Raw genomic sequence first — 20,373 nt, forward strand, 5'->3', positions numbered from 1 at the left:
ACCTCACATTGAATATGAGGTGTACAACCCCTACACGAGCATTAATCGATGGTCGCAATAACCTTCGAGGAATCCAGACGGTCTCCCTCAGCAGCCAAGAGCTTGATGGTGCCGCCGCGCGGCGCCTTAATAGCAGATTCCATCTTCATGGCCTCTACAGTGGCGATGGCATCGCCTTCGGCTACGGTATCGCCGTCCGCGACGTTCCACGCCACAAGGTTGGCCTCGAATGGGGAGGTGACTGCGTTGTCATCGGTGGACTGCGCACCAGCCGAAGATGGTGCCGTGGATGCAGAGCCGCCGGCCGAGGCGGCGCCCGGTGCGGCAAGGAAATCTACTGGAACGCCAACGTTGACCAGCTTGCCATCGATCTCCACGGCAACATTGCGACGCTGGGTGTAGATGGCTTCGACCTTTTCCACCTGGTTGGCAGCAGATGGGCGGTAGTTGTGGTCAACCCAGTCAGTAAAGACACCAATCTCGGAAGCCCCCGCGGCAGCGGCATCCTCTGCCGGGGCAGCGGTACCGATGAGCGCAGGCTCGTCCATCATGTCGCGGTGGAACGGCAGCACGGTGCGCACGCCGGTGACGGTGAATTCGCGCAGGGCAAAGCGGGCGCGGGCCAAGGCGATCTCGCGGGTCGGGCCCCACACCACCAGCTTGGCAATCAGCGAATCATAGTAGGGCGGGATGATGGAGCCAGAGCGTACCGCGGAATCAACGCGGATGCCCGGGCCGGTCGGCGGCTCGAAGGAGACAATGGTGCCAGGGCACGGAGCGAAGCCATTGAGGATGTCTTCGGCGTTGATGCGGAACTCAAAAGCATGGCCGTGGGATTGTGGATCCTCATCGAAGGACAGCGGCTCGCCGGCCGCGATGCGGAATTGCTCAGCGATGATATCGGTGCCGGTGACCGCCTCGGTAACGGGGTGCTCGACCTGCACACGGGTATTGACCTCGAGGAAGGATATGGTGCCGTCTTCGGAGACGATGTACTCGACAGTGCCGGCACCGACATAGCCCACCTTGGCGCAAATGGAGCGGGCGCCTTCGATGATGCCGTTGCGTTGGGCGTCGGAAAGCGCGGGTGCTGGGGCTTCCTCAATGAGTTTTTGGAAGCGGCGCTGGGTGGAGCAATCGCGGGTGCCGAGCACGCGCACATTGCCGTGCGTATCGGCCAGCACCTGGGCCTCGACGTGGCGCGGGTGGGTGAGGAACTTTTCTACGTAGCACTCCGCGCGGCCGAAAGCCTCCATGGCCTCGCGGCCAGCGGAGTTGAACGCGCCCTCGATTTCTTCCATATTGTCTACGACCTTCAAGCCGCGTCCGCCGCCGCCATAAGCGGCCTTGATGGCAATGGGCAGACCGTGCTCTTCGGCAAAGGTGCGGGCTTCTTGCCAATCATCGATGGGATCAGAAGTACCAGGTGCCAGTGGTGCGCCGACCTCTTCGGCCACGCGGCGGGCAGCAATCTTGTCACCGAGTAACTCAATATGCTCGGGCGAAGGGCCAATCCAAATCATTCCGGCTTCAGTCACCGTGCGGGCAAAGTCGGCGTTTTCGGACAAAAAGCCATAGCCTGGGTGAATAGCATCTGCACCGGCACGCACCGCGATATCAAGCAGCGCGGGTACGTTCATGTAGGTATCGGCAGCCGTATTGCCCGGCAGCGCATAAGCTTCATCTGCTACCTGGGTATGCAAAGCACCCGCATCTGCTTCGGAGTAAATGGCGATGGACTTAATGCCTAGGTCGCGGGCGACGCGGGCGATACGCACGGCAATTTCGCCGCGGTTAGCAATGAGGACGGTTTTAATCTGCATTTTTATCTCCAGTGTTCAAGGCTTGAGGTGCTACGAGTTCAAAATTCACGCGTGCGCCGGGCGGCAGCTGCGCGGCAATATCAATATCTTCTTCCAAAACGGTGGCGATGACGGGGTAGCCACCGGTCACAGCGTGATCGCGCAGGAAGACTACGGGTTTGCCATTGGGCGGGATTTGGATGGATCCGGCGACCATGCCCTCGGACGGAAGTTCGCCGTCTTTAACGCGCTCAATCGGCTCATCGCCATCGAGGCGCAGGCCCACGCGGTTGGAATCTGAGGTGACGGTCCATTCAGCATCCAGGAAGGCGGAGACATTATCGCCAAACCAGTCATCGCGGGGACCGAGCACGCAGCGCAAGGTAGCGCGGGTCTTGCCATCGGAGCTTTCGCGTACTCGTAGTGGGTTGGAAAGCTGGGCATCGGTCATGCCGGTAGAACGCGGCAGCACACCGATGACATCGCCGGTGGTGACGGGGTCTGGGCCGAGGCCCGACAGGACGTCGGTGGCTGCGGAGCCAAGCTCGGATTCGGCGATGATGCCGCCGCGAATAGCGACGTAGTTGCGCATGCCTACCGTTGCGGGATCCACCGTGACGGTTTGCCCGGCCGTGACCAGGACAGGACGGGCGAGGTGAACCGGCATCTCACCAAGGCGGACACGGGCGGTCGCACCGGTGACGCAAATGACGGTATCGGTGAGCGCGTGGAGCTTAATGCCGCCAATATTTTCCAGCACGGTTGCTCCGCGCGGGTTGCCCACGGCCACATTGGCGGTCGCGGCGGCGGCGCGGTCCGCAGCACCCGATGGGGTCACGCCGAGGTCGCCCACGCCTGGGCGCCCCAAGTCTTGGTAGAGAGTGAGTAGGCCGGCATCGATTACCTCCATGCGCGGCAGGCGGGCAGGAGCGCGTTTAGAGCGCGCAGAGTGATCGACGAGCTCCGGTAGCTTATCCACGCTGCGGTAGCGCACGCGGTCGCCCGGCTGCACCAAGGCTGGCGGGTTGGCATTGGAATCCCACATCGGCGTATTGGTGGTGCCCAGCAGCTGCCAGCCACCTGGGGAGACGCGTGGGTAAACCGCGGAAAACTCGCCTGCAATGCCTACGGCACCGGCCGGTACTGCGGTACGGGGGCTGGAGCGGCGCGGCACGGCGCGGGCCAAGGACGGATCCGAAGGCGCGCAGTACGTAAACCCTGGGGCAAAGCCACCGAAGGCGGCAGTCCACTCGGTGGAGGTATGCCAGTTGATGAGTGCCTCGCGCGAGAGGCCAAGTAGGTCTGCAGCCTCATCGACATCTTTTCCGTCATAGAGCACATCGATTTCTACCGTGCGCGCCTCTGCGGTCGCGGCTGTGGCAGGGGAAAAGTGTTGCAAAAATTCCGCCGCATCGCGCGCCGAATCGGGTGCCTCAAAGGTCAGCAGCAGGGTAGTGGCGGCCGCAATGCAGTCCACCTGATTCTTCAAAGGCTTGGCAGACAGCGCAGCGTGCCAGTCCATGACTTGGTTTAATCCCTCCAAGTCAATGAGCAATGCGCGAGTGCCCACAAAATTAATGTGCATTAGATGAAGCTCCGAATCTCGATACCCTCAGCCCGCAAGCGCTCCACTACGCCGCGTAGCAGCTTCACCGCGCCGGGGGAATCACCGTGGGTACATACGGATTGCGCATCTACCTCGAGCTTCGTGCCATCCACGGCGGTAATCGAACCGGTTTGTGCTACCTCGAGCACTCGCTGTACCACCTCATCGGCGCTATCCAGCACCGCATTGGCTTCCTTGCGTGAGACGAGCGTGCCATCGGGGTTGTAATTGCGGTCCGCAAAAGCCTCACGGATGACGGTGAGCCCGCTTTGCTTGGCGACGTCCACTGCTACGCCCCCAGGCAGCAACATTACCGGCAAGTCACCAAAGGCCTTGATGCCCTTGATGACGCCCTCTGCCTGTGCCTTATCCTTCACGATCGCGTTATACATCGCACCGTGTGGCTTTACGTAGGAGACCTTAGTGCCATTGGCGCGAGCCAAAGCATCAAGTGCACCGATTTGATAAGTCACCTCATCGGCGAGTTCGTTCGGGTTGTAATCAATAAAGCGGCGACCGAAGCCTGCGGCGTCGTTATAACCCACGTGCGCGCCTACGGTCACGCCGGCCTCTGCGGCTGCCTTCAGTGTGCCAGCAATAGAGTGTGGGTCACCCGCATGGAACCCGGTGGCCACGTTTGCTGAGGACACCATCTCCAGCATCGCCGCGTCATCTGCGACCGGGTTGCCTGCAGTGGTCTCTCCCAAATCCGCATTGAGATCGATATGGAGCGCGGACATTCAACACCGTCCTTAAGATTGTTGAACAATTCGAATGGGCTTAAGTGTAACCCTCGACACTGACATTTGTGAAGCTGATTACGTTTGCACTACCCGCGTGTACACCCCCACCCGTATACGGGAAACCGCCCCGTCTCGGAGAAGGGATCCGAGACGGGGCGGCATAGCTCGCTAGAGTCCAAGAGTTCCTAGGCCCTAGCTTTATAAATCTTTAGCGTCCGTAGTTCTGGACGGCGTAGAGCTTGCCTTCAGAGTTGATGGCAACGCCAACGCCGATGGTCTTGGCGCGTGGGTCCAGCATGATCTTGCGGTGGCCCGGGGACTCGTACCAGAGCTTTACTAGCAGCGCATCGGAGTAGTCGCTCCATGCCTGCAGCACGTTCTCACCGCCGGCCGGGATATTGGCTGGGTAGTAGTTCCAGTGCTGCGGGCGGTGGCTGAGCTTATCGGCGCGAACCAGCTGATTGGCCCAATCCTGGGCTAGGCCATTGAGCGCACCGTTGGCGCGAACCGGGCGCAAGCCGTGTGCCTTGCGGTAGTCGTTGGTGTAGTTGATGATGTTCTGGACGCGGCTGGAAGCTGGAGCGACCGGTTTTGCAGCGGCAGCCGGAGCAACGGGAAGATTGGCGGAAGGTACCGGAAGGTTCACGCCACCGAAGCTACTCAAGGAGCTCGATGCCTCTGCAGGAGCTACGCCAACGCCGAGGGCGACGGCTGCTGCAAGTGCAGGAGCGACGAACTTCTTGGCGCAGAAGTGAACTTTGGGGGTAAACATAAGCGGTGCCTTTCTGCTGGAACCTAGCGGGTATCACAAGGGTGGAAATCGCGGGGTGTTCACGGCGAATTTCCGTTCCTCTTCACTTAAAATTTAATCAATTACCACGGGGTAAAAGCCAACTGACCAGCAATTATTAGGATTCCTAAAGATGATTTCCCGGAAAACTAATTACTTCTTAGTTATTTCTCGATTTGAGCTAGGAAACCCCTAAATTCCCTCAGTGACGGCGTTGAACGCCTCGCCCCACGGGGGTAATTTCCAATCCATATCTCAGGTTCCCGGAGAAATGAGGTTGATTTAAGGTATATGGGTCTAGTTTTAAGCCAGCCACCGGCGAAACTGGCCAGTTTCTTGCTAGAGCCTATGAAGAACCTTGTGGTTTCTGGTTGTCATAAGATTTATGAGATTCCACCATGTCGGCACATAGTCTCGCCGGAGCCTTTTAGGCGCATTGCCCCGTCCGTGGGGGCAGCAGAATCGCGGTATCTTCGCGCTGTTTAGGCATAAAAGAGCGCTCAGCGGAGAAATCGCTGAGCGCTCGCAAAAGTAAGGCTTTTTAAGCCTGGCTGGTCGCGGCCGCCTTGTTAGTAGAGGGGGCGGGCGAAAGGGCCGAGGAAATGATGTCGGCGGCTTCCTTCCGGTTCCGTGCTCCGTGGAGTTGGGCGCGGAAGTCTTCCTTCATGATGTTGCGTGCGAGCTTGGATAATAGCTTGAGATGCTGCTTTCCGGCATCGTCGGGAACGGCGATAAGGAAGGCGAGGGTGGTTGGGTCCTCGCCCTCGGCCCACGTGACACCTTGGGGTAGGCGGGCGAAGGCAAGGGTGGGTACCTTTACCCCGGCAGACCGCGCGTGAGGAATGGCTACGCCGTGTCCCACACCGGTGGAACGGGTAGATTCGCGCTGCAATGCGGCGCTAGCGACCGCTTCCGCATCGGACATTCGCGGAGAGGTGAGCTTCACTAGGGAACGAATGACCTCTTCGCTGGAAGAGCCCAAGTCCTTATCCAGACTGATCGTGTCCACGGCTACCAGCGGTTTATCCTTGCGCTGCGTCAACCCTACTAGCAGGAGGATAAGGCCGGCACAGACCGCGATGCCGGCGAGCATGGCGATAAAGAAACCTACGACATTGTCTACGGCGCCGAGCGCCGCGACGATTGGCCCGCCGTGCATCACGTGGTCTTGCGCGCCAAATGCTCCGGCAAGTGCACCGGCTACGGCACCACCAGCAACATTGGCGGGAATAACCTGCAATGGACGTGCGGCAGCGAGCGGAATAGCGCCCTCAGTAATGCCGAAGAATCCCATGAACAATGCCGCGATGCCGGCATCATTTTCCGCTTTGTTAAACCAGCGGCGACGCAGAAGCGTCGCTACGCCCACGGCAAGAGGTGGCACAGCAATGGCGCAGGCCGCCATGCCCATCGGCGCCGCGTTGCCAGCCGCGATCATGCCGCCGCCAAAGAGGAAGGCTGTCTTATTGAAGGGGCCACCCATGTCGAAGGCAATCATGGCGCCAAGGATGAGGCCCAACACGATGACGGAGGATCCCTGCATGCCGGCGAGGTACTCAGTCATTGTTTCGAAAGCGGCCGAGACAGGTGCGCCAATGAGCAAGATAAAGATAAGGCCCACGATGAGTGTGGTGAAAATCGGGATGACAATGATGGGCCAGATCGGTGCAATGAATTTGTGCACTGGAATCTTCTTAATGGCCAGGGCCACATAACCAGACAAAATACCGGTGACAATGCCGCCCAAGAAGCCGGCACCCGTTTCAGACCCATATAGTGATCCGGTGGTGGCGATGAGGCCGGTGATAAGGCCAGGCGCAAGGCCCGGTCGGTCCGCGATGCCCACAGCGATGTAGCCGGAGAGAACTGGAACCATCAGTGAAAACGCCAGAGCGCCGAGTTCATTGACAGTGTTCCAGAAGCTATCTTCTGGAATCGCCATGCCCTCAGGCGTGGGGGTGCCACCGATAGAGAGGGCTACCGCAATGAGCAAACCGCCGGTAACTACGAACGGGATCATGTGCGAGACGCCGTTCATCAGCGCTTTGTACAAGGTCTGGCCAATACTATTTTTGCGGGGCGCTTCTTCTTCCTGGCTGTCTGTAGATCCTTCCCAGCGCGCAGCGCTTAAGGACCTGCTTAGTAGTTCCTTTGGGTGTTTGATGGCCTCGTCCACGCCGGTGGCCTCGAGGCGTTTGCCATGGAAGCGGTCTTTGGAAATTACAGTATCGGCACCAATGACAATGGCATCGGCGTCTTCGATATCTTGCTTGCTAAAGGTTCCTTCGACGCCGATAGAACCGTGAGTTTCAATCTTGATGCGGTAGCCCAGTTCTTGGGCTGCGGCCTCAAGGTTCTCGGCCGCCATATAGGTATGCGCGATGCCCGTCGGACACGCCGTGATGGCGAGGATGAGGGGCGATGACTCTGAAGTGCTCATGAGTCTTATTAAACGGCAAACGTTTGCGTTGGCACAATAGGGGATTGTCATCTAATGCGCCGGTACGCTGGAAACACCCGACCGCAGAAAGGGACGCCACGCCGTGAGTAAAGCATCGCCGGATAATATCTTGCTCTACCTGCCGCAAAAGCAGGAAGACCAAGTACGCGAAATCTTTGCCGGCCTTGCCCAGCGCGGCTTTCCCGTCCAACATCAACGCCCGCACATTACTGTGACCTTTTCACCGCACATGCAGCCAGAGGTCGTGGATTTAGCGGCGCAGCTGCTGCCGCCTGTCATGCCGGCAGATTTCCGGCGGGTAGGAAACGTCGTTTTCGGCACCAAGCGCAAGCAGACGGTGGCTTGGCTGCTTGAAACGACCGACGAGCTAGAAATTGCCGCGCGAAAAATCAGTGCCGCCAATCCGGACGGGCGCGGGCCGCGGTGGACCCCGCATCTGACCATGGGGTTGCGCCTGCCGCGCGAGGAGGTTCCTGGCTATATCCACGCAATGGATGAGCTCACCTCAGCGCATTTCAAGGAGCTTAGCGCCGTAGAAGCCGCCTATTGGCGGCCGCGCACGCAGGAAAAGACAGTACTGGCCGAGGCCTAGAGCAGGGCTTGTAGAGCACGGGCAACGCGCAGCACGGTCAGGTCCTCGCCCGGCTTGCCGACGACCTGCACCGCATCACCCACGCCTTTTTCCTCTTCGCCGCGCAGCGGCACCGTAATCGCCGGCCATCCAAGCACATTGAAAGGCTCGGTCCAGCGTCGCAGGCTCGCGGCCGATTCCGCGGTATTCTCCGGGGTGATATCGGACCACTTGAGGGGGCCGGAATCGAGGGTAGGGGTAAGAATAATGGGGGCATCGCCAAGCAGGGCAAGAGCCTTTTCGCGCAGCTCTTTCACGCCCTGTGCAGCTGCGTCATAATCTTCCTGGCTGATATTTTCTCCGCCCAGCACTCGCTGCAAAATGACATCCTGGTACCTTTCGCGCTGGTCCAGCAATGGCCGGTGGACATCATAGACCTCTTTCAAGCGCATCGGCTCGTAGAGCTCGGCCGTGGCGGCGATGGTGTCTTCCAAGTCCACGCCCTCGGTGAGCTTAAAGTCCGAGTGCTCTAGCACCGCCAAAAGATCTGCGAAGCGCTCTCCCTTGGCCTTGAGGGCCGTGACATCAAGAGCAGAAACATCCTGCGCCGCGGCCGGTTCCTCATCTGCGGTAGCAATAAAGGCCTGCTCAATGAGGTCAATTGAGCTGGCAAAGAATCCAATGCAATCAAAGCTCGGGGCGAAGGGGAAGACACCTTCTACCGGAATGAGCCCGAAGGTGGGTTTGAACCCCAGCACGCCCTGGCAAGCAGCAGGCACACGCACCGAGCCGGCGCTATCAGAACCCACCGTAAGCTGCAGCGCGCCGCAAGCCACCAAAGCGGCAGAACCAGAGCTAGAACCACCGCCGCAGATTTCGGGATCGCGTGGGTTGATAACGCGACCGTAGGCCGAGGCATCGCCCAAAATGCCATAGGAAAACTCCTGCAGGTTCGCCTTCGCTACCGGCAGCGCACCCTTCGCCGTCAAACGCTGCACCACTGGTGCATCCTTAACCGGTGCGCGCCCAACTTTGACCTTGGTGCCGCAGGTAGTAGCTACGCATGCCACATCCACGATGTCCTTGAACGCCACCGGTTGCCCCATGAGCGTGGGTGATTCATCCACCGCGTGCTCATCAAACGGGATGACGGTAATCACCGCGTTAAAATCCTGCTGGGCTCGGTGCAGGCGATCAGAAAGTGTAGCCATAACGGAAGCTAAGTCCTTTCAACGTCGGCGTCCTCTGCTGTTTACTATGTATTAGAAGAATGCAGATGTTACTACCGTACATCAGGAATCGGTGAACAATATCCCGTTTCTAGGCAAAGCACCGCTTGCATGGTGTTACCCAGCAAAAATCCCCAGTGCATCCCATGCCAGCCAGCCTCCTTCGCGGAGGGTGAAGACGAGCTGGTTCTCTCCTTCCTTCAGGGTGTCTTCGGCGAGAGCAAACTCGATTGCTGCCGGTCGCAGCGGGGTCGGTTCCCCGCTGGCATCGCCTTGGCGCGAACCTTGCGTTGCGCCTTGCGGGAGCTCTATTTGTTTATGAAAATCATTAACCGTGATATCGAGAACACCGCCGAGCTTGGTGGTATCAATGAGCCACAGTGCCAGTGCCGCCTTTGAGGCAGGCTTATCCAATTTCACCGTCCACTTCAGCGTGTAGGATTTGCTGCCGGCCCATTTATCGCCGGGGCCGGGGAGGAGATAAGGGACGTCGGCAGGCGTAGCATCCGGTCCAACGGTGATCGTCTGGTCTGGGTGCGCAGTGACGATCTTCTTGTAGTCCTTTGGCGAGTACTGGAACTCTGTGCCTTTTCGATCAAAGGAACCAATCGTGGCTAGCGCTTGGCCAGCAGTGACCGAAGGCAGGGAGGTAGACGTTGCCTTGCCAGAAGGAGCGGACTCGGTACCGGAAGCATCTACTACCTTGACGTAGTAGGACCACTTTTCACCGGCGACGTCGCGCCGGGAGTGGTGGAAAAAGGGGAAGATGGTCTTGCCCAACAGCACGTCTACACCATTGGGATCGGTGCCGATGACACGGTAGTGATCCAAGACGACGTCCCAGGAAACAGGCTCCCAAGTGACGTAATTTTCCATGAGCTGCGGTTCTGCCTGAATGTTAGCTACGGCCGGTGGAGCAGCACTCGCGGTAGGAGCTGGGGTAGAGGACCCTTGGTCAGAGGAATGTTTGCGGGAAGAACCGTGGCGAGAGGAAGAAGAGGAAAGCGAGCTAAAAAGTCCCATGATGAATTGTCCTTTCGGGGTTTAGAGGGAGCGCAGCGTGTGCTCGCCGGCATTGGTACGGAAGGAGAAAGCAGTCTCGCGCGGGGCGGTATCATCGCGCTCAATCCAGGGCACGACGACGAATTCGGAATCGAGGTGCTCGCGGGTAGCGTGCACTTTGATGTAGCCACGGCGCTTATCCATGGCCTTCACATATGGCTTTTCCAACCACTCGGTGCTCTTGGAACCGGCAAAGCCATCGCCATCGGAAGCAATGGAGGTCGCGACCAATTCCACGCCGACGGGCTGGCCCGATTCGGATTGAATCTCGGCAGCGCAGTGTTGGTGAATATCGCCGGTAAAGACAACGGGATCGCTTACCTTAGATAGGGACTCGATAAGGCGGCGGCGCGCTGTTGGGAAGCCGTCCCATTGGTCGGTGCTATCGGCGATTGGTACGACGACCACGCTATTGACCACCACGTTCCACTGTGCCGGGGAGGTGGCGAGCTTATCGTTGAGCCACTGCTCCTGTTCCGCGCCCAAGATGCTGGCATCCTCCGCGGATTCCTCGCGGTATTGGCGGGTATCGACCAGGTTGAAACGCATTAGCGTGCCCACGTCGAAGGAATCATAAATGCGGTTATTGGGGCCTTCGGGAAGCGCGGGCGGGGCGACCGGAAGATTCTCATAAAAGGCACGGTAGGCAGCTGCGCGCTGGTAGAGGAAGTGCTCGGCCTTGGTGCCAATCTCGGACCATTTGCCGGCGTAGTTATTTTCTACTTCATGGTCATCCCACACAATCGCCATCGCGGCGCGCGCATGCGCGGCCTGCAGGTGCTCATCAGATTTGAAGAGCGAGTAGCGCAGGCGATATTGCTCCAGAGTCTCCACCTTTGCCTTGAAAACATCGGGCACGCTTGCGCCCTGGCGCCACAAATTATCTCCTTCCACAATGCCGTATTCGTAGATATAGTCGCCCACGAAAATGGTCATATCCAGGTCTGGTTCCTGCGCAATATGCTTCCACGGGGTGAAATAGCCGTGATACCACGCTTGACACGAAGCTACGGTGAAGGTGAAATCATCCACCTTCGCGCCGGGTGCGGGCAGAGTTTTAAACCGACCTACTGGGCTTACCTTGCCATCCACGCGGAAGCGATAAAAATACTCAGTTGCCGGCTCCAGCCCAGTGACCTGCGGATGTACCGAGTGTGCCAGCTCGCGTTGGGCTAAGGCCTCGCCCTGCTTGACGACGTCCCCAAACCCCTCATCCTTCGCAACTTCCCAACCCACGCGGACATCGCCGCCGGTCATGCCGCCGTGACCATCCTCAGCCAGCGGTTCCGGGGCCAAGCGGGTCCACAGGATCATGGAATCATGCCGCGGCGTACCCGCCGCTACGCCCAAGCCAAAAAGCTCCGAATCCTGCGGCAGATCCCCACCTCGTGACGATCCCCATGAGCTTAGGCTCGACTGCGCACCCGCCTTTGCTGGTGCATTAATACCCGCAGCCACCGCCGCGGCCGACACACCTGCAATCTGCAGGAAGTTACGACGATTAAAAGAAGAACGACTATTTGAATAAGGCATACAAAGCTCCACAAAAGGTTTAAAAGGAACTTTTTCAGCCTAAGCAGCCGCGGTGAATCGCTGGTTAAATCAGCATGAAATCTATGGACTCCAAGGATCGTTCTCGAGGCAGTATTCAGCCGAATGTTCTGCCTGGCAGTTAAACCACCACTTCTGGTTTTCAGCGCGCATCTGCTCAACCTCAGCGGAACGTGTCATATAAGCCGGGATGCTGGGATCATAATCCGAATCTGAGCCGCCAGTACCGTTGCCTACCGGGGACGAGCACTGAGACGGATCGGAGACGTAGTGATCTGTTTGCGGGCACCGGTAGGGGTATTTTGCCATTTGCTCGTCGTGGAGGTTTTGGCATTCTTGCGCCCAGCGGATAGTTCCATCGCTGTACCAACCGTTGGTAGTCCAGCTACCGCCGCCGTAGACGCACTCGGTCAGGGTGGGTTCTGAGGTGGATTCGGTGGTGTTCGCTAGGGGAGCGTCGGCAAGCGAAGGCTCAGCTTCCGCTGTCGGTTGCGGCTCCGAAGAGGACGGCTCGGGCGCAGAGCTTGTGGAACTAGAGCTGATAGTTGAACTATTGGCCGTGCTGGAGGAACTAGTTGCGGTTGCTCCTGACGGCTGCGAATCCGGAGAGGAACAGGAAGCCAAAGAAAGCATCACCGTTATGAGAGCGACGAAGTAGGAGAGAGTTTTCATAATCTATGGATAGTAGACAATGAGAAAATATCTGGAGCGCAGGATTCATCAACTACATTGAAAGCCATGACTTCCACCACCTCTGAGCCCCCAAAGCTCCAGCCAAGCTCCTATATCCCGTTGATGTTCGCACTGCTTACTGCGGTGTTTGCGTTCCAGCTCAATGCGTCGATGCTCTCGCCAGCCTTGGCGACGATGGAAGATGAGCTGGGAGCTACCACCGCGCAGATCGGCCTGACGCAAACGGCATTCTTTACGGCCGCAGCATTGTTCTCACTGTTCCTGCCGCGCTGGGGTGACCTCATCGGACGCAGGAAGGTCCTCGTTGGCATGATGGCGGTAGCTGCGCTGGGCTGCGTGGTATCAGCCATTGCACCGAACGTCGCTGTGCTGCTTATCGGCCGCATCATTCAAGGCGTGGCAGGGCCTACGGTCCCACTGTGCCTGATTATGCTGCGCCAGCAAGTGCTCAATGAACAGCAGTACGCCCTGTTGCTGGGCATTGTGACCTCGGTAAACGGTGGTATTGCCGGTGTGGATGCGCTGGCCGGCGGCTGGCTGGCAGGCAACTTTGGCTACCGCTCGGTCTTTTGGACCATGGCAGTTCTGTGCGTCATTGCAGTAGTAGCGGTGCAGGTATTTACCAAGGAGTCCACGGCCGCCGAAACCCCGCGCATGGATTGGGCAGGAGTTCTACCTCTGGCCGTGGCGCTGGGTTGCGTTCTTACCGCATTCAACGAAGCCGGCAAGCTTGCTGAGGCCAATTGGCTCCTCGTCATCATCCTTCTCCTCATCGGTGCCGCCGGCTTCTGGGCCTTCTGGAATGTGGAGAGGAAGGTCGCCGATCCGCTCGTACCGGTGGCCTACCTCAAACAACGCCGCACGTGGGCACTGCTTTCTACCACGCTGCTCACCATGACCGGTGTCTTTGCCGTGATGAATGGCCTTATCCCTAACCTTGGCCAGGATGCAGATGCCGGCGCCGGAATTTCTGCCAGCGCCATTTCTTGGGTCACGCTCACCCCATACGCCCTCGCCGGCTTGGTCTTCGGCCCGATTGCCGGCTGGATGGCCTCCAAGTTGGGCTATAAATACGTCTTGCAAACCGGCCTCATCGGTACCGTCGTCGGCCTGATTATTTCTATCTTCGTGGTTGGTGCCCCGAACGCGTGGACCCTGCTTCTCGTCTCTATTTTCTTGGGCGTGACCTACGCGGGCATTGCCAATATCATGCTCAATGGCTTAGGAATTGTGCTCTCGCCGGCCGATAACCAGGGCTACCTGCCCGGCATGAACGCCGGCGCCTTCAACCTAGGCGCGGGCTTGTCCTTTGCAGTGCTGTTCGCGGTTTCCGGGTCTTTCGAGCATGGTTACCGCGCGGGCATGATTGCCGGCGTCATCATTCTGCTTGCAGCCCTAGCTTTGTCCTTCCGCATTCCACGACCGGAGTCCATCGGTGACACCGTGGCGGCCGTCAACGCCCGAAAGTAGGCTCGTGGCATGACGCGAAAAATCATTCTGGACTGCGACCCCGGCCACGATGACGCGGTGGCCCTGCTTCTAGCCATGGGCAACCCCACCATCGAGCTGCTGGGAATTACCACCGTGGGCGGCAACCAGACCTTGGATAAGGTCTCCCATAATGCCCTGGTGGTCAAGGAAATCGCTGGTCACCCGGAGATTCCCGTTTATGCCGGCTGCGACCGCCCACTCGTGCGCCCCGTCGAGGTTGCCGAGGCCATCCACGGCTCCACCGGCATGGACGTGGAAGGCGTCCAACTTCCGGAACCAAGCACCGCGCTTGCCGACGCCCACGCCATCGACTTCATCATCGACACCATCATGTCCCACGAGCCCGGCACCATCACCCTCGTGCCTACTGGGCCGCTAACTAATATTGCGATGGCCGCGCGCAAGGAGCCGCGCATCGTCGAGCGCGTCAAGGAAGTAGTCCTCATGGGCGGCGGCTACCACGAAGGCAATTGGTCCCCAGTCGCCGAGTTCAATATCAAGATCGATCCTGAGGCCGCCCACATCGTCTTTGAAGAGCCTTGGCCCGTCACCATGGTTGGTCTCGACCTCACCCACCAGGCGCTTGCCACCCTGGAGGTCGAAGCAGAAATCAAGGCTTTGGAGACCCCAGTCTCGGAGTTCGTCGTCGGCCTTTTCGGCTTCTTCCGCAAGGCCTACCAGGCCAACCAAGGCTTTGATAACCCGCCGGTCCACGACCCGTGCACCATCGCCTATCTCATCGATCCGAATATCGTCCAGACCCGTAAAGCACCCGTCCACGTCGAGCTTGCCGGCACCCTTACTACCGGCATGACCGTCACCGACCTGCGCGAGCCTGCCGACGCCTCCTGCCACACCCAAGTCGCCACCACCCTCGACCACGCCGGTTTCTGGCGGCTGGTTACCGAGGCCCTCAAGAACCTCGCCTAGGCCACTTTCGTCCCGCGAGCCACCCAACTTTCAGCCACGTTATCGCCCCTAAGCCCTCAGTTAGGGGCCATAGCGTGGCTGTTTTCTCTTGGCAGAGGCTCCCACCGAGTGGTTTATGCGAAATCACGTAGTCGGTGAACCAATTCAGCCATGGAACCGTCCTTAATTTTCTGGTGGAAGTAGCTTCCGCCGAGCATCTGCGACACCTTGATGTGCTGAGTTAGAACAGCTAGCACTTGGGCATCGTTCATTTCAGAAGGCACGGTGGTGGAGATGAAACTATCGAACTCTTTACCATCAAATAATGCTTCAGGATTCGTGGTGCTGAATTCTTCAAAGTCCTTGATGAATTCTTCGCGAAGCGACTCAGTATTTTCGGGTGCATCCGTCAGCTCTCTAGCTTCAACCAGTTGATCAAAGAATTTGGTTAGCTCTGCGTATTTGCCAACAGGGGTTTCGTTATTCTGGTCATCTATGCCTTCCGCTGGGTCCGTCTTGGAAGCGGGGAAGGTAAAAACGAGGTCTTCAGTATTTAGGTCGAGGTGTTCGAAAAGAGCGCGCAGGAACCAGATTTTAGCGGAGGTGTTGTTTCCCACTTGAGCATAGAGACCTTCCTCGATTTTTCTATAGGAGCGGGTCTTCTCAGTCGCAGGCTTTTCAAAGCGCAAAAACTTCGAAGATTTCGCGAAGGAGAAAATTTCGGTGCGATGCTCGTGGAGTAGATAGCTTAGTACCGCTTCGACCATATCAGCCCAGGATTTCGTGGTCTTTCTAAAATCGCCGAACTCGAACCCACTTATTTTTCTGCCACTGAAATCTTCGCTGTCTCCCATTGGCTCCTTGGGGAGAATGGCTTTCGGCGGCGTGAAGTCAGTGGTTTTAGAGGTCCAGAAGTTGAGCGCCTTATCGGTGAGAAGCTCGTTTCTCTCTTCAAGCTGGATCAAGGTCCAGCGGTCGGACTTCTTAAGAAGATCATTAAGGCGATACGGCGAGCTATCGAAACCATTCTCCATTGACTTCTTGGCCTTGAATGGAGAATTCGAGTAAGAGGAGTTGTAGCCCGTGACAGTTAGATTGCCAATTCGGTTTATCCAGGTCTCATGAATTTCCTTGGCTTTGTCACCAAGTTCTTGGCGCCAAGTCTCAGTAAGTGTTTGGGGCATGATGTGCTCGATGGAAATCTTGTTTTCGGCCAGAGCAGAGGAGACATCACGAATATCTTTTGAGCTGCCGTTTTCTAGACAATTGAAGAGATACTGACGCCAGTATGCTCGAATATTGTAGAAATCCTTTGTTGCGAAGGACTCTCTAAATTCAGCGTCGGTTGGGAAACGTCCGCTGCCCGAACGCCTATTGAGCTGATAGATGACGATTGGTGCGAAAGGAGCCCCGTCAGTATGCAGCTTTCTGACCTCTGAGTACATAGTCGCGAAGATCTTATTGAGCGAGTTGGTGGCGATACCAGTGACAAAACGTCGGACAATGTAGGACTCAATTGTGAGCAGTACCTCGAGGAAATCCTCGGGCGTGGTTTTGTGCTCGTGGGCGTCACGCAGAAGCGGCATGAGGAACGGGAGTACTACCGCACCCATAATCTCGTTCATCCGCTTAAGTTGCGTGTCTACTGCAGGATATCCGGTATCGGATTCTCGAATTTCTCGGAAATACTTGGAATAGGCGTACAAGTCATCCAGTAGTTCTGGCATGCTCGTTTTTCGCTTGGAAGCGAATGCTTTAAAAGCCTCGTATACGTCCTGTTCACGTGGGGTTTTAGTGGTGTAGGTAGTGAGGTACCAACGAATGAATGAGTCAGTCTGAAAGCGACAGTTAGCTTCAGTTGGATTCCAGCGATCGTTATACAACTGCTCTTGTTTGGCTGAATCCAACCCCATGAGCACGTAGTTGCGGACCTTGTCAGCTTCCTTAAGCTCTAGGCCGGTGGAATTGAGGCTTTCGAAGATGCGCTGCGGCTCGTCGTACTCTTCGAGATCCAAGTGCATTACTTCAAGGCGGCAAATCGCATTCCAAACTTGGTCAGCGTTTAATTGAGTAGAGCGCAGCTTTTTTCGGAAAAAGCGGTAATTAGCCGTTACGTTGGAGGAGCTGATGAATTCGCTTTCAGGGCCAAATAGTTTCCGGTAGGCCTTGTCATCATCTTTCACCGGTTTAAGTTTGAAGCGCGGGTTTTCTTTGTTTTGGCCGATCCGAAGGTAGTCCGAAATGATTTTCTCGGCCAGCGTGGGATCTTCACTTTGTATTTCGCCCTCTTGGAGGGCGTGCGCGAATGCAAGCATGAGGATACTGACGGTTGTAAGTCTTTGTTGGCCGTCGATAACAATCCAATTCCAAGAATCTTGGTTCTTTCCCACCACCGCACCGAAGAAGTGTTTCTTTCGCTCGCTGCTAATTATTTCTTCCAGATCATCGAATAGCCGAGCACACTGTTTATGCTGCCAGTCGTAGTTGCGCTGGTAAACGGGAATGAGAAGACAGCGATTATTACCATCATAAAGCGTATAGATTTCACGGATACTGCCGCGCATGAAAGGCCTTTCGCGAGAGAGAATAGACGACAGGGCCATAATAGATGACATAAATGGTGTTATTCGGGCAGAGGTGAGTACGTAGTCAAGTAGGGCAGCGCTCGATTTCTGCATAAACTCGAGGGGTAGACACCACTAACCCAAGGAGCCACCATGAAGCAGCACCCTTTCCGCCACGTCGTTGTCATGGGAGTATCAGGCTCGGGCAAGACAACGGTGGGGGAGGCGCTCTCGCCGCTGGTTGGGCTGGAGTATCGCGATGGCGATGATATGCATCCGCAGGCCAATATCGACAAGATGGCGGCGGGAACTCCGCTCAATGATGCGGATAGAGAGCCCTGGCTGAAACAGATTGGTCAGTGGTTGGCGGATAGGCCGGAAGGCGCGATGGTGGGCTGTAGCGCGTTGAAGCGGAAATACCGGGATCTTATTCGCCAGTACTGCCCGGGTGTGGTGTTTGTCCACGTGCACGGGGACTTTGATGTGCTGTATGAGCGCATGCAGCATCGGCCGGGGCACTTTATGCCGGCATCGCTTTTGCAATCGCAATTCGATACCTTGGAGCCGCTGGAAGATGACGAAACCGGCCGGGTCTTTGATGTGACACGGCCTGCGTCGGAAATTGCGGGCGATGCCGCAGCATGGATTAAAGCGGGTACTTAAAGCTGGCGCTAGAAGGCGGCTGCGGCGCCGTACATGACCAGGACTAGGGCGAAGCCGATAACGGAGATGAGCACCTGGTTGACAGTCCAGGTCTTAAGCGTGGTCATGGTGTCCATGCCCATGAGACGGCCGACGAGCCAGAAGCCGGAGTCATTGACATGGGAGCCGAAGACGGAACCGGCGGCGGTTGCAACAACGATAAGAGCGAGCTGGAGCTCGTTGAAGCCACCAGCTTCTACGGCTGGGACCATGAGGGCGGCAGCCGTAGTTAGCGCAACGGTCGCCGAGCCTTGGGCCAGGCGCAGGGCCACGGCGATGAGGTAGCAGGCCAGGATGACGGGGATGCCGAGGCCGGAAAGGGAATCAGCAAGCGCATCGCCAATCCCGGAGGTACGCAACACACCACCGAACATGCCGCCGGCACCGGTGATAAGCACGACCGAGCAGATGGGGCCGAGGGAGGAATCGACAAGCTTTTCCAACGCGGTCTTTTCTACGCCACGGCGCAGGCCCAAGACCACGAGCGCGACGAGGAGGGTAATCAGCAGGGCAATGGGGGTTTGGCCCAGCATGACAAAGAACCGTACCCACGCGGCGTCGGCGTCGATGGTGCCATAGGACGCCAAAGCATTGAGACCGGTGTTAAAGAAGATGAGCACCATCGGGATGAGCAGGATGGAAATCACCGTGGCGGCAGAGGCAGGCTTGTGAGGTTGCTCGTCCTCCGTGAGGAGGGGACCGGCGATGGCATCGGTTACCTTGATGGGGAATTTCTTACCGGAGAGCAGTCCAAAGCGGTAGCCGGAGATATACCAGGTGGGCAGGGCTAGGATGAGTCCGACTAAAAGAACGAGACCCATATCGGCGCCGTAGAATTCGCTGGCTGCAACGGGGCCCGGGTGCGGCGGCAGGTAGACGTGCATGACCGAGAATGCGCCAGCTGCCGGCAGACCGAAGGCAAGGACAGGGCCATTCAAGCGGCGAGCGACGGCGAAGATAACCGGCAGCATCACAATCAGGCCGGCATCGAAGAAAATGGGAAAGCCCATAATGAGCGACGCTAGGCCGAGTGCTAGGGGTGCTTTGGATTCGCCGAAGCGGCGGACCATGGCGTCGGCAAGCGATTTAGCGCCGCCGGAAGCCTCCACCAGCCGGCCGATCATGGCGCCCAAGCCTACGAGCAGTGCCACCGAACCTAGGGTGGAGCTAAAGCTCTCTGTCATGGTGGGCACGATTCCGTCGAGGGGAATGCCCGCAGCCAGCGCCGTGAGTGCCGAGACCACCAATAGTGTGAGGAAGGCGTGAAGCTTGAAATAGATGACCAACACCAAAGTTACGGCGATGGCGGCCACCGCAATGCCCAGCAGCGGGCCGGTCGACAGGGTGGGTTCCCACGTATCCATGGGCGGACTCCTTTTCTAATGCAAACCTTTGAATAACGGCAACGTTAGCAGTAGGCCTGTGTGCCGCCTAAAACAATCGGATGAATGCGACCTACCCAACACGTAGCCGGGTAAAGACAGAAAAATCCCCTAGACACAGTGCTGGGCCTAGGGGAGAGGAGTCGTCGGGCGTTTAGTCGAACTGACCCTGGATAATAGCCGCCGCATCCAGCGGGGTCACATGGTAGGAGATGGGGTTCTGGTTAGCGCCGGCCATGAGCGCGCCGGCGCAGGAGTGACCGGCGCCCATCATGTGGCCCAGCTCGTGAGCGATGGTGCCCTGGACTGCTTCTGGGTACTGGGCATTAGGAATCTTGATGAAGACCATCTTGTGATCCGGGTAAGCGGCACCCTGGACGTAGCCATTTGGGTCGGGCTTGAAGATGATGGCGATGGTGTCATCATCAGCCTCAGAAGGCTTAACTTCCTTCAGGGAAGCCTTGCCCTTGAGGGCCTTGTTCCACTCGGCAACCGCGGCATCCAGCTGCTTGCGGTACGGGAAGTTTTCGACCACCTTGTACTCCAGCACGCCATCTTTGAAGTACGGCTTTACGGAGTCTTCATCGTGGAGAATGGAAGGATCCGGGACCGGCTTGCCATCGTTGGCCAGCTTGGTGATGGTCTTGCAGGTGCCCGGAGAAATAAGGGAGCGAACTGGGTCGCTCTTGGCGCTGGCGGCCGGTGCGGCGACGGTGCCGAGGATGGCTGTTGCAGCCAAAGTGGCGGCAGATAGCTTCTTGAAAGAAGGCATAGGCAGTGAATTACCTTTCGGTTGATTTTAAGGTTCGCTGAGTGC

Annotated in this window: 16 protein-coding genes; 4 read left to right on the top strand and 12 right to left on the bottom strand. The window is 57.7% G+C overall.

Going from position 1 to position 20,373, the window contains the following annotated elements:
* Nucleotides 1-41 precede the first annotated feature (41 nt).
* From ACP8J1_RS02925 to ACP8J1_RS02945, 5 genes are all read right to left on the bottom strand, one after another.
* Entirely contained in the window at nt 42-1,823 is a 1,782-nt protein-coding gene (locus ACP8J1_RS02925) for an acetyl/propionyl/methylcrotonyl-CoA carboxylase subunit alpha (protein WP_023020731.1), read from the bottom strand.
* A complete protein-coding gene (locus ACP8J1_RS02930) occupies nt 1,813-3,387 on the bottom strand; it encodes a 5-oxoprolinase subunit B/C family protein (RefSeq protein ID WP_023020732.1) in 1,575 nt (524 codons plus the stop codon). Before ACP8J1_RS02930 ends, ACP8J1_RS02925 begins: the two co-directional genes overlap by 11 nt.
* Complete coding sequence (locus ACP8J1_RS02935; protein WP_023020733.1) at nt 3,387-4,148, bottom strand: LamB/YcsF family protein; 762 nt, start codon at nt 4,146-4,148, stop codon at nt 3,387-3,389. Before ACP8J1_RS02935 ends, ACP8J1_RS02930 begins: the two co-directional genes overlap by 1 nt.
* Nucleotides 4,149-4,359: 211 nt before the next feature.
* Complete coding sequence (locus ACP8J1_RS02940; RefSeq protein ID WP_023020734.1) at nt 4,360-4,923, bottom strand: CAP domain-containing protein; 564 nt, start codon at nt 4,921-4,923, stop codon at nt 4,360-4,362.
* A gap of 559 nt (nt 4,924-5,482) precedes the next feature.
* Nucleotides 5,483-7,381: a fructose-specific PTS transporter subunit EIIC gene (locus ACP8J1_RS02945; protein WP_023020735.1), complete on the bottom strand. Its 1,899-nt coding sequence runs from the start codon at nt 7,379-7,381 to the stop codon at nt 5,483-5,485.
* Between the two features lie 103 nt (nt 7,382-7,484).
* Between ACP8J1_RS02945 and ACP8J1_RS02950 the strand changes: the two genes are divergently transcribed.
* Entirely contained in the window at nt 7,485-7,994 is a 510-nt protein-coding gene (locus ACP8J1_RS02950; RefSeq protein WP_023020736.1) for a 2'-5' RNA ligase family protein, read from the top strand.
* Here ACP8J1_RS02950 and ACP8J1_RS02955 read toward each other — a convergent pair.
* The 4 genes from ACP8J1_RS02955 to ACP8J1_RS02970 all read right to left on the bottom strand — a co-directional run bounded on the left by ACP8J1_RS02955 (nt 7,991) and on the right by ACP8J1_RS02970 (nt 12,487).
* Nucleotides 7,991-9,184, bottom strand: coding sequence for an amidase (locus ACP8J1_RS02955; RefSeq protein WP_023020737.1), 1,194 nt, complete (start codon nt 9,182-9,184; stop codon nt 7,991-7,993). The genes ACP8J1_RS02950 and ACP8J1_RS02955 overlap by 4 nt on opposite strands.
* A 135-nt stretch (nt 9,185-9,319) precedes the next feature.
* Nucleotides 9,320-10,225 (bottom strand): polysaccharide lyase family protein, encoded by a 906-nt coding sequence (locus ACP8J1_RS02960; protein WP_023020738.1) that lies wholly within the window; start codon nt 10,223-10,225, stop codon nt 9,320-9,322.
* A gap of 21 nt (nt 10,226-10,246) precedes the next feature.
* On the bottom strand, nt 10,247-11,797 hold the full coding sequence (locus ACP8J1_RS02965) for an alkaline phosphatase D family protein (protein ID WP_023020739.1): 1,551 nt from the start codon (nt 11,795-11,797) through the stop codon (nt 10,247-10,249).
* A gap of 81 nt (nt 11,798-11,878) precedes the next feature.
* On the bottom strand, nt 11,879-12,487 hold the full coding sequence (locus ACP8J1_RS02970; RefSeq protein WP_023020740.1) for a hypothetical protein: 609 nt from the start codon (nt 12,485-12,487) through the stop codon (nt 11,879-11,881).
* A gap of 66 nt (nt 12,488-12,553) precedes the next feature.
* Between ACP8J1_RS02970 and uriT the strand changes: the two genes are divergently transcribed.
* The gene (gene uriT, locus ACP8J1_RS02975) at nt 12,554-13,978 is read left to right on the top strand and encodes a uridine transporter UriT (protein ID WP_023020741.1); all 1,425 of its coding nucleotides are present in this window, start codon (nt 12,554-12,556) and stop codon (nt 13,976-13,978) included.
* 9 nt (nt 13,979-13,987) lie between these two features.
* Nucleotides 13,988-14,929 (top strand): uridine-preferring nucleoside hydrolase UriH, encoded by a 942-nt coding sequence (gene uriH / locus ACP8J1_RS02980; RefSeq protein WP_023020742.1) that lies wholly within the window; start codon nt 13,988-13,990, stop codon nt 14,927-14,929.
* Between the two features lie 113 nt (nt 14,930-15,042).
* Here uriH and ACP8J1_RS02985 read toward each other — a convergent pair whose 3' ends face one another.
* On the bottom strand, nt 15,043-17,523 hold the full coding sequence (locus ACP8J1_RS02985; protein ID WP_232212579.1) for a DUF262 domain-containing protein: 2,481 nt from the start codon (nt 17,521-17,523) through the stop codon (nt 15,043-15,045).
* Between the two features lie 102 nt (nt 17,524-17,625).
* Here ACP8J1_RS02985 and ACP8J1_RS02990 point away from each other — a divergent pair, with 102 nt between their 5' ends.
* Complete coding sequence (locus ACP8J1_RS02990) at nt 17,626-18,135, top strand: gluconokinase (RefSeq protein ID WP_023020744.1); 510 nt, start codon at nt 17,626-17,628, stop codon at nt 18,133-18,135.
* A gap of 8 nt (nt 18,136-18,143) precedes the next feature.
* Here the strand turns inward: ACP8J1_RS02990 and ACP8J1_RS02995 are convergent, their stop codons facing one another.
* Both ACP8J1_RS02995 and ACP8J1_RS03000 read right to left on the bottom strand, forming a co-directional pair.
* The gene (locus ACP8J1_RS02995; RefSeq protein ID WP_023020745.1) at nt 18,144-19,538 is read right to left on the bottom strand and encodes a GntP family permease; all 1,395 of its coding nucleotides are present in this window, start codon (nt 19,536-19,538) and stop codon (nt 18,144-18,146) included.
* A 172-nt stretch (nt 19,539-19,710) separates the two neighbouring features.
* A complete protein-coding gene (locus ACP8J1_RS03000) occupies nt 19,711-20,328 on the bottom strand; it encodes a zinc metalloprotease (protein ID WP_023020746.1) in 618 nt (205 codons plus the stop codon).
* Between the last annotated feature and the right edge of the window lie 45 nt (nt 20,329-20,373).

It is taken from the genome of Corynebacterium sp. LaCa_205 (assembly GCF_057458085.1).

What these genes read in the sequence shown, in the direction of transcription:
- ACP8J1_RS02955 (WP_023020737.1), bottom strand. Translation starts at nt 9,184, where the DNA reads ATGGCTACACTTTCTGATCGCCTGCACCGAGCCCAGCAGGATTTTAAC.
- uriT (WP_023020741.1), top strand. Translation starts at nt 12,554, where the DNA reads ATGACTTCCACCACCTCTGAGCCCCCAAAGCTCCAGCCAAGCTCCTAT.
- ACP8J1_RS02970 (WP_023020740.1), bottom strand. Translation starts at nt 12,487, where the DNA reads ATGAAAACTCTCTCCTACTTCGTCGCTCTCATAACGGTGATGCTTTCT.
- uriH (WP_023020742.1), top strand. Translation starts at nt 13,988, where the DNA reads ATGACGCGAAAAATCATTCTGGACTGCGACCCCGGCCACGATGACGCG.
- ACP8J1_RS03000 (WP_023020746.1), bottom strand. Translation starts at nt 20,328, where the DNA reads ATGCCTTCTTTCAAGAAGCTATCTGCCGCCACTTTGGCTGCAACAGCC.
- ACP8J1_RS02960 (WP_023020738.1), bottom strand. Translation starts at nt 10,225, where the DNA reads ATGGGACTTTTTAGCTCGCTTTCCTCTTCTTCCTCTCGCCACGGTTCT.
- ACP8J1_RS02965 (WP_023020739.1), bottom strand. Translation starts at nt 11,797, where the DNA reads ATGCCTTATTCAAATAGTCGTTCTTCTTTTAATCGTCGTAACTTCCTG.
- ACP8J1_RS02940 (WP_023020734.1), bottom strand. Translation starts at nt 4,923, where the DNA reads ATGTTTACCCCCAAAGTTCACTTCTGCGCCAAGAAGTTCGTCGCTCCT.
- ACP8J1_RS02935 (WP_023020733.1), bottom strand. Translation starts at nt 4,148, where the DNA reads ATGTCCGCGCTCCATATCGATCTCAATGCGGATTTGGGAGAGACCACT.
- ACP8J1_RS02925 (WP_023020731.1), bottom strand. Translation starts at nt 1,823, where the DNA reads ATGCAGATTAAAACCGTCCTCATTGCTAACCGCGGCGAAATTGCCGTG.
- ACP8J1_RS02945 (WP_023020735.1), bottom strand. Translation starts at nt 7,381, where the DNA reads ATGAGCACTTCAGAGTCATCGCCCCTCATCCTCGCCATCACGGCGTGT.
- ACP8J1_RS02930 (WP_023020732.1), bottom strand. Translation starts at nt 3,387, where the DNA reads ATGCACATTAATTTTGTGGGCACTCGCGCATTGCTCATTGACTTGGAG.
- ACP8J1_RS02985 (WP_232212579.1), bottom strand. Translation starts at nt 17,523, where the DNA reads ATGTCATCTATTATGGCCCTGTCGTCTATTCTCTCTCGCGAAAGGCCT.
- ACP8J1_RS02995 (WP_023020745.1), bottom strand. Translation starts at nt 19,538, where the DNA reads ATGGATACGTGGGAACCCACCCTGTCGACCGGCCCGCTGCTGGGCATT.
- ACP8J1_RS02990 (WP_023020744.1), top strand. Translation starts at nt 17,626, where the DNA reads ATGAAGCAGCACCCTTTCCGCCACGTCGTTGTCATGGGAGTATCAGGC.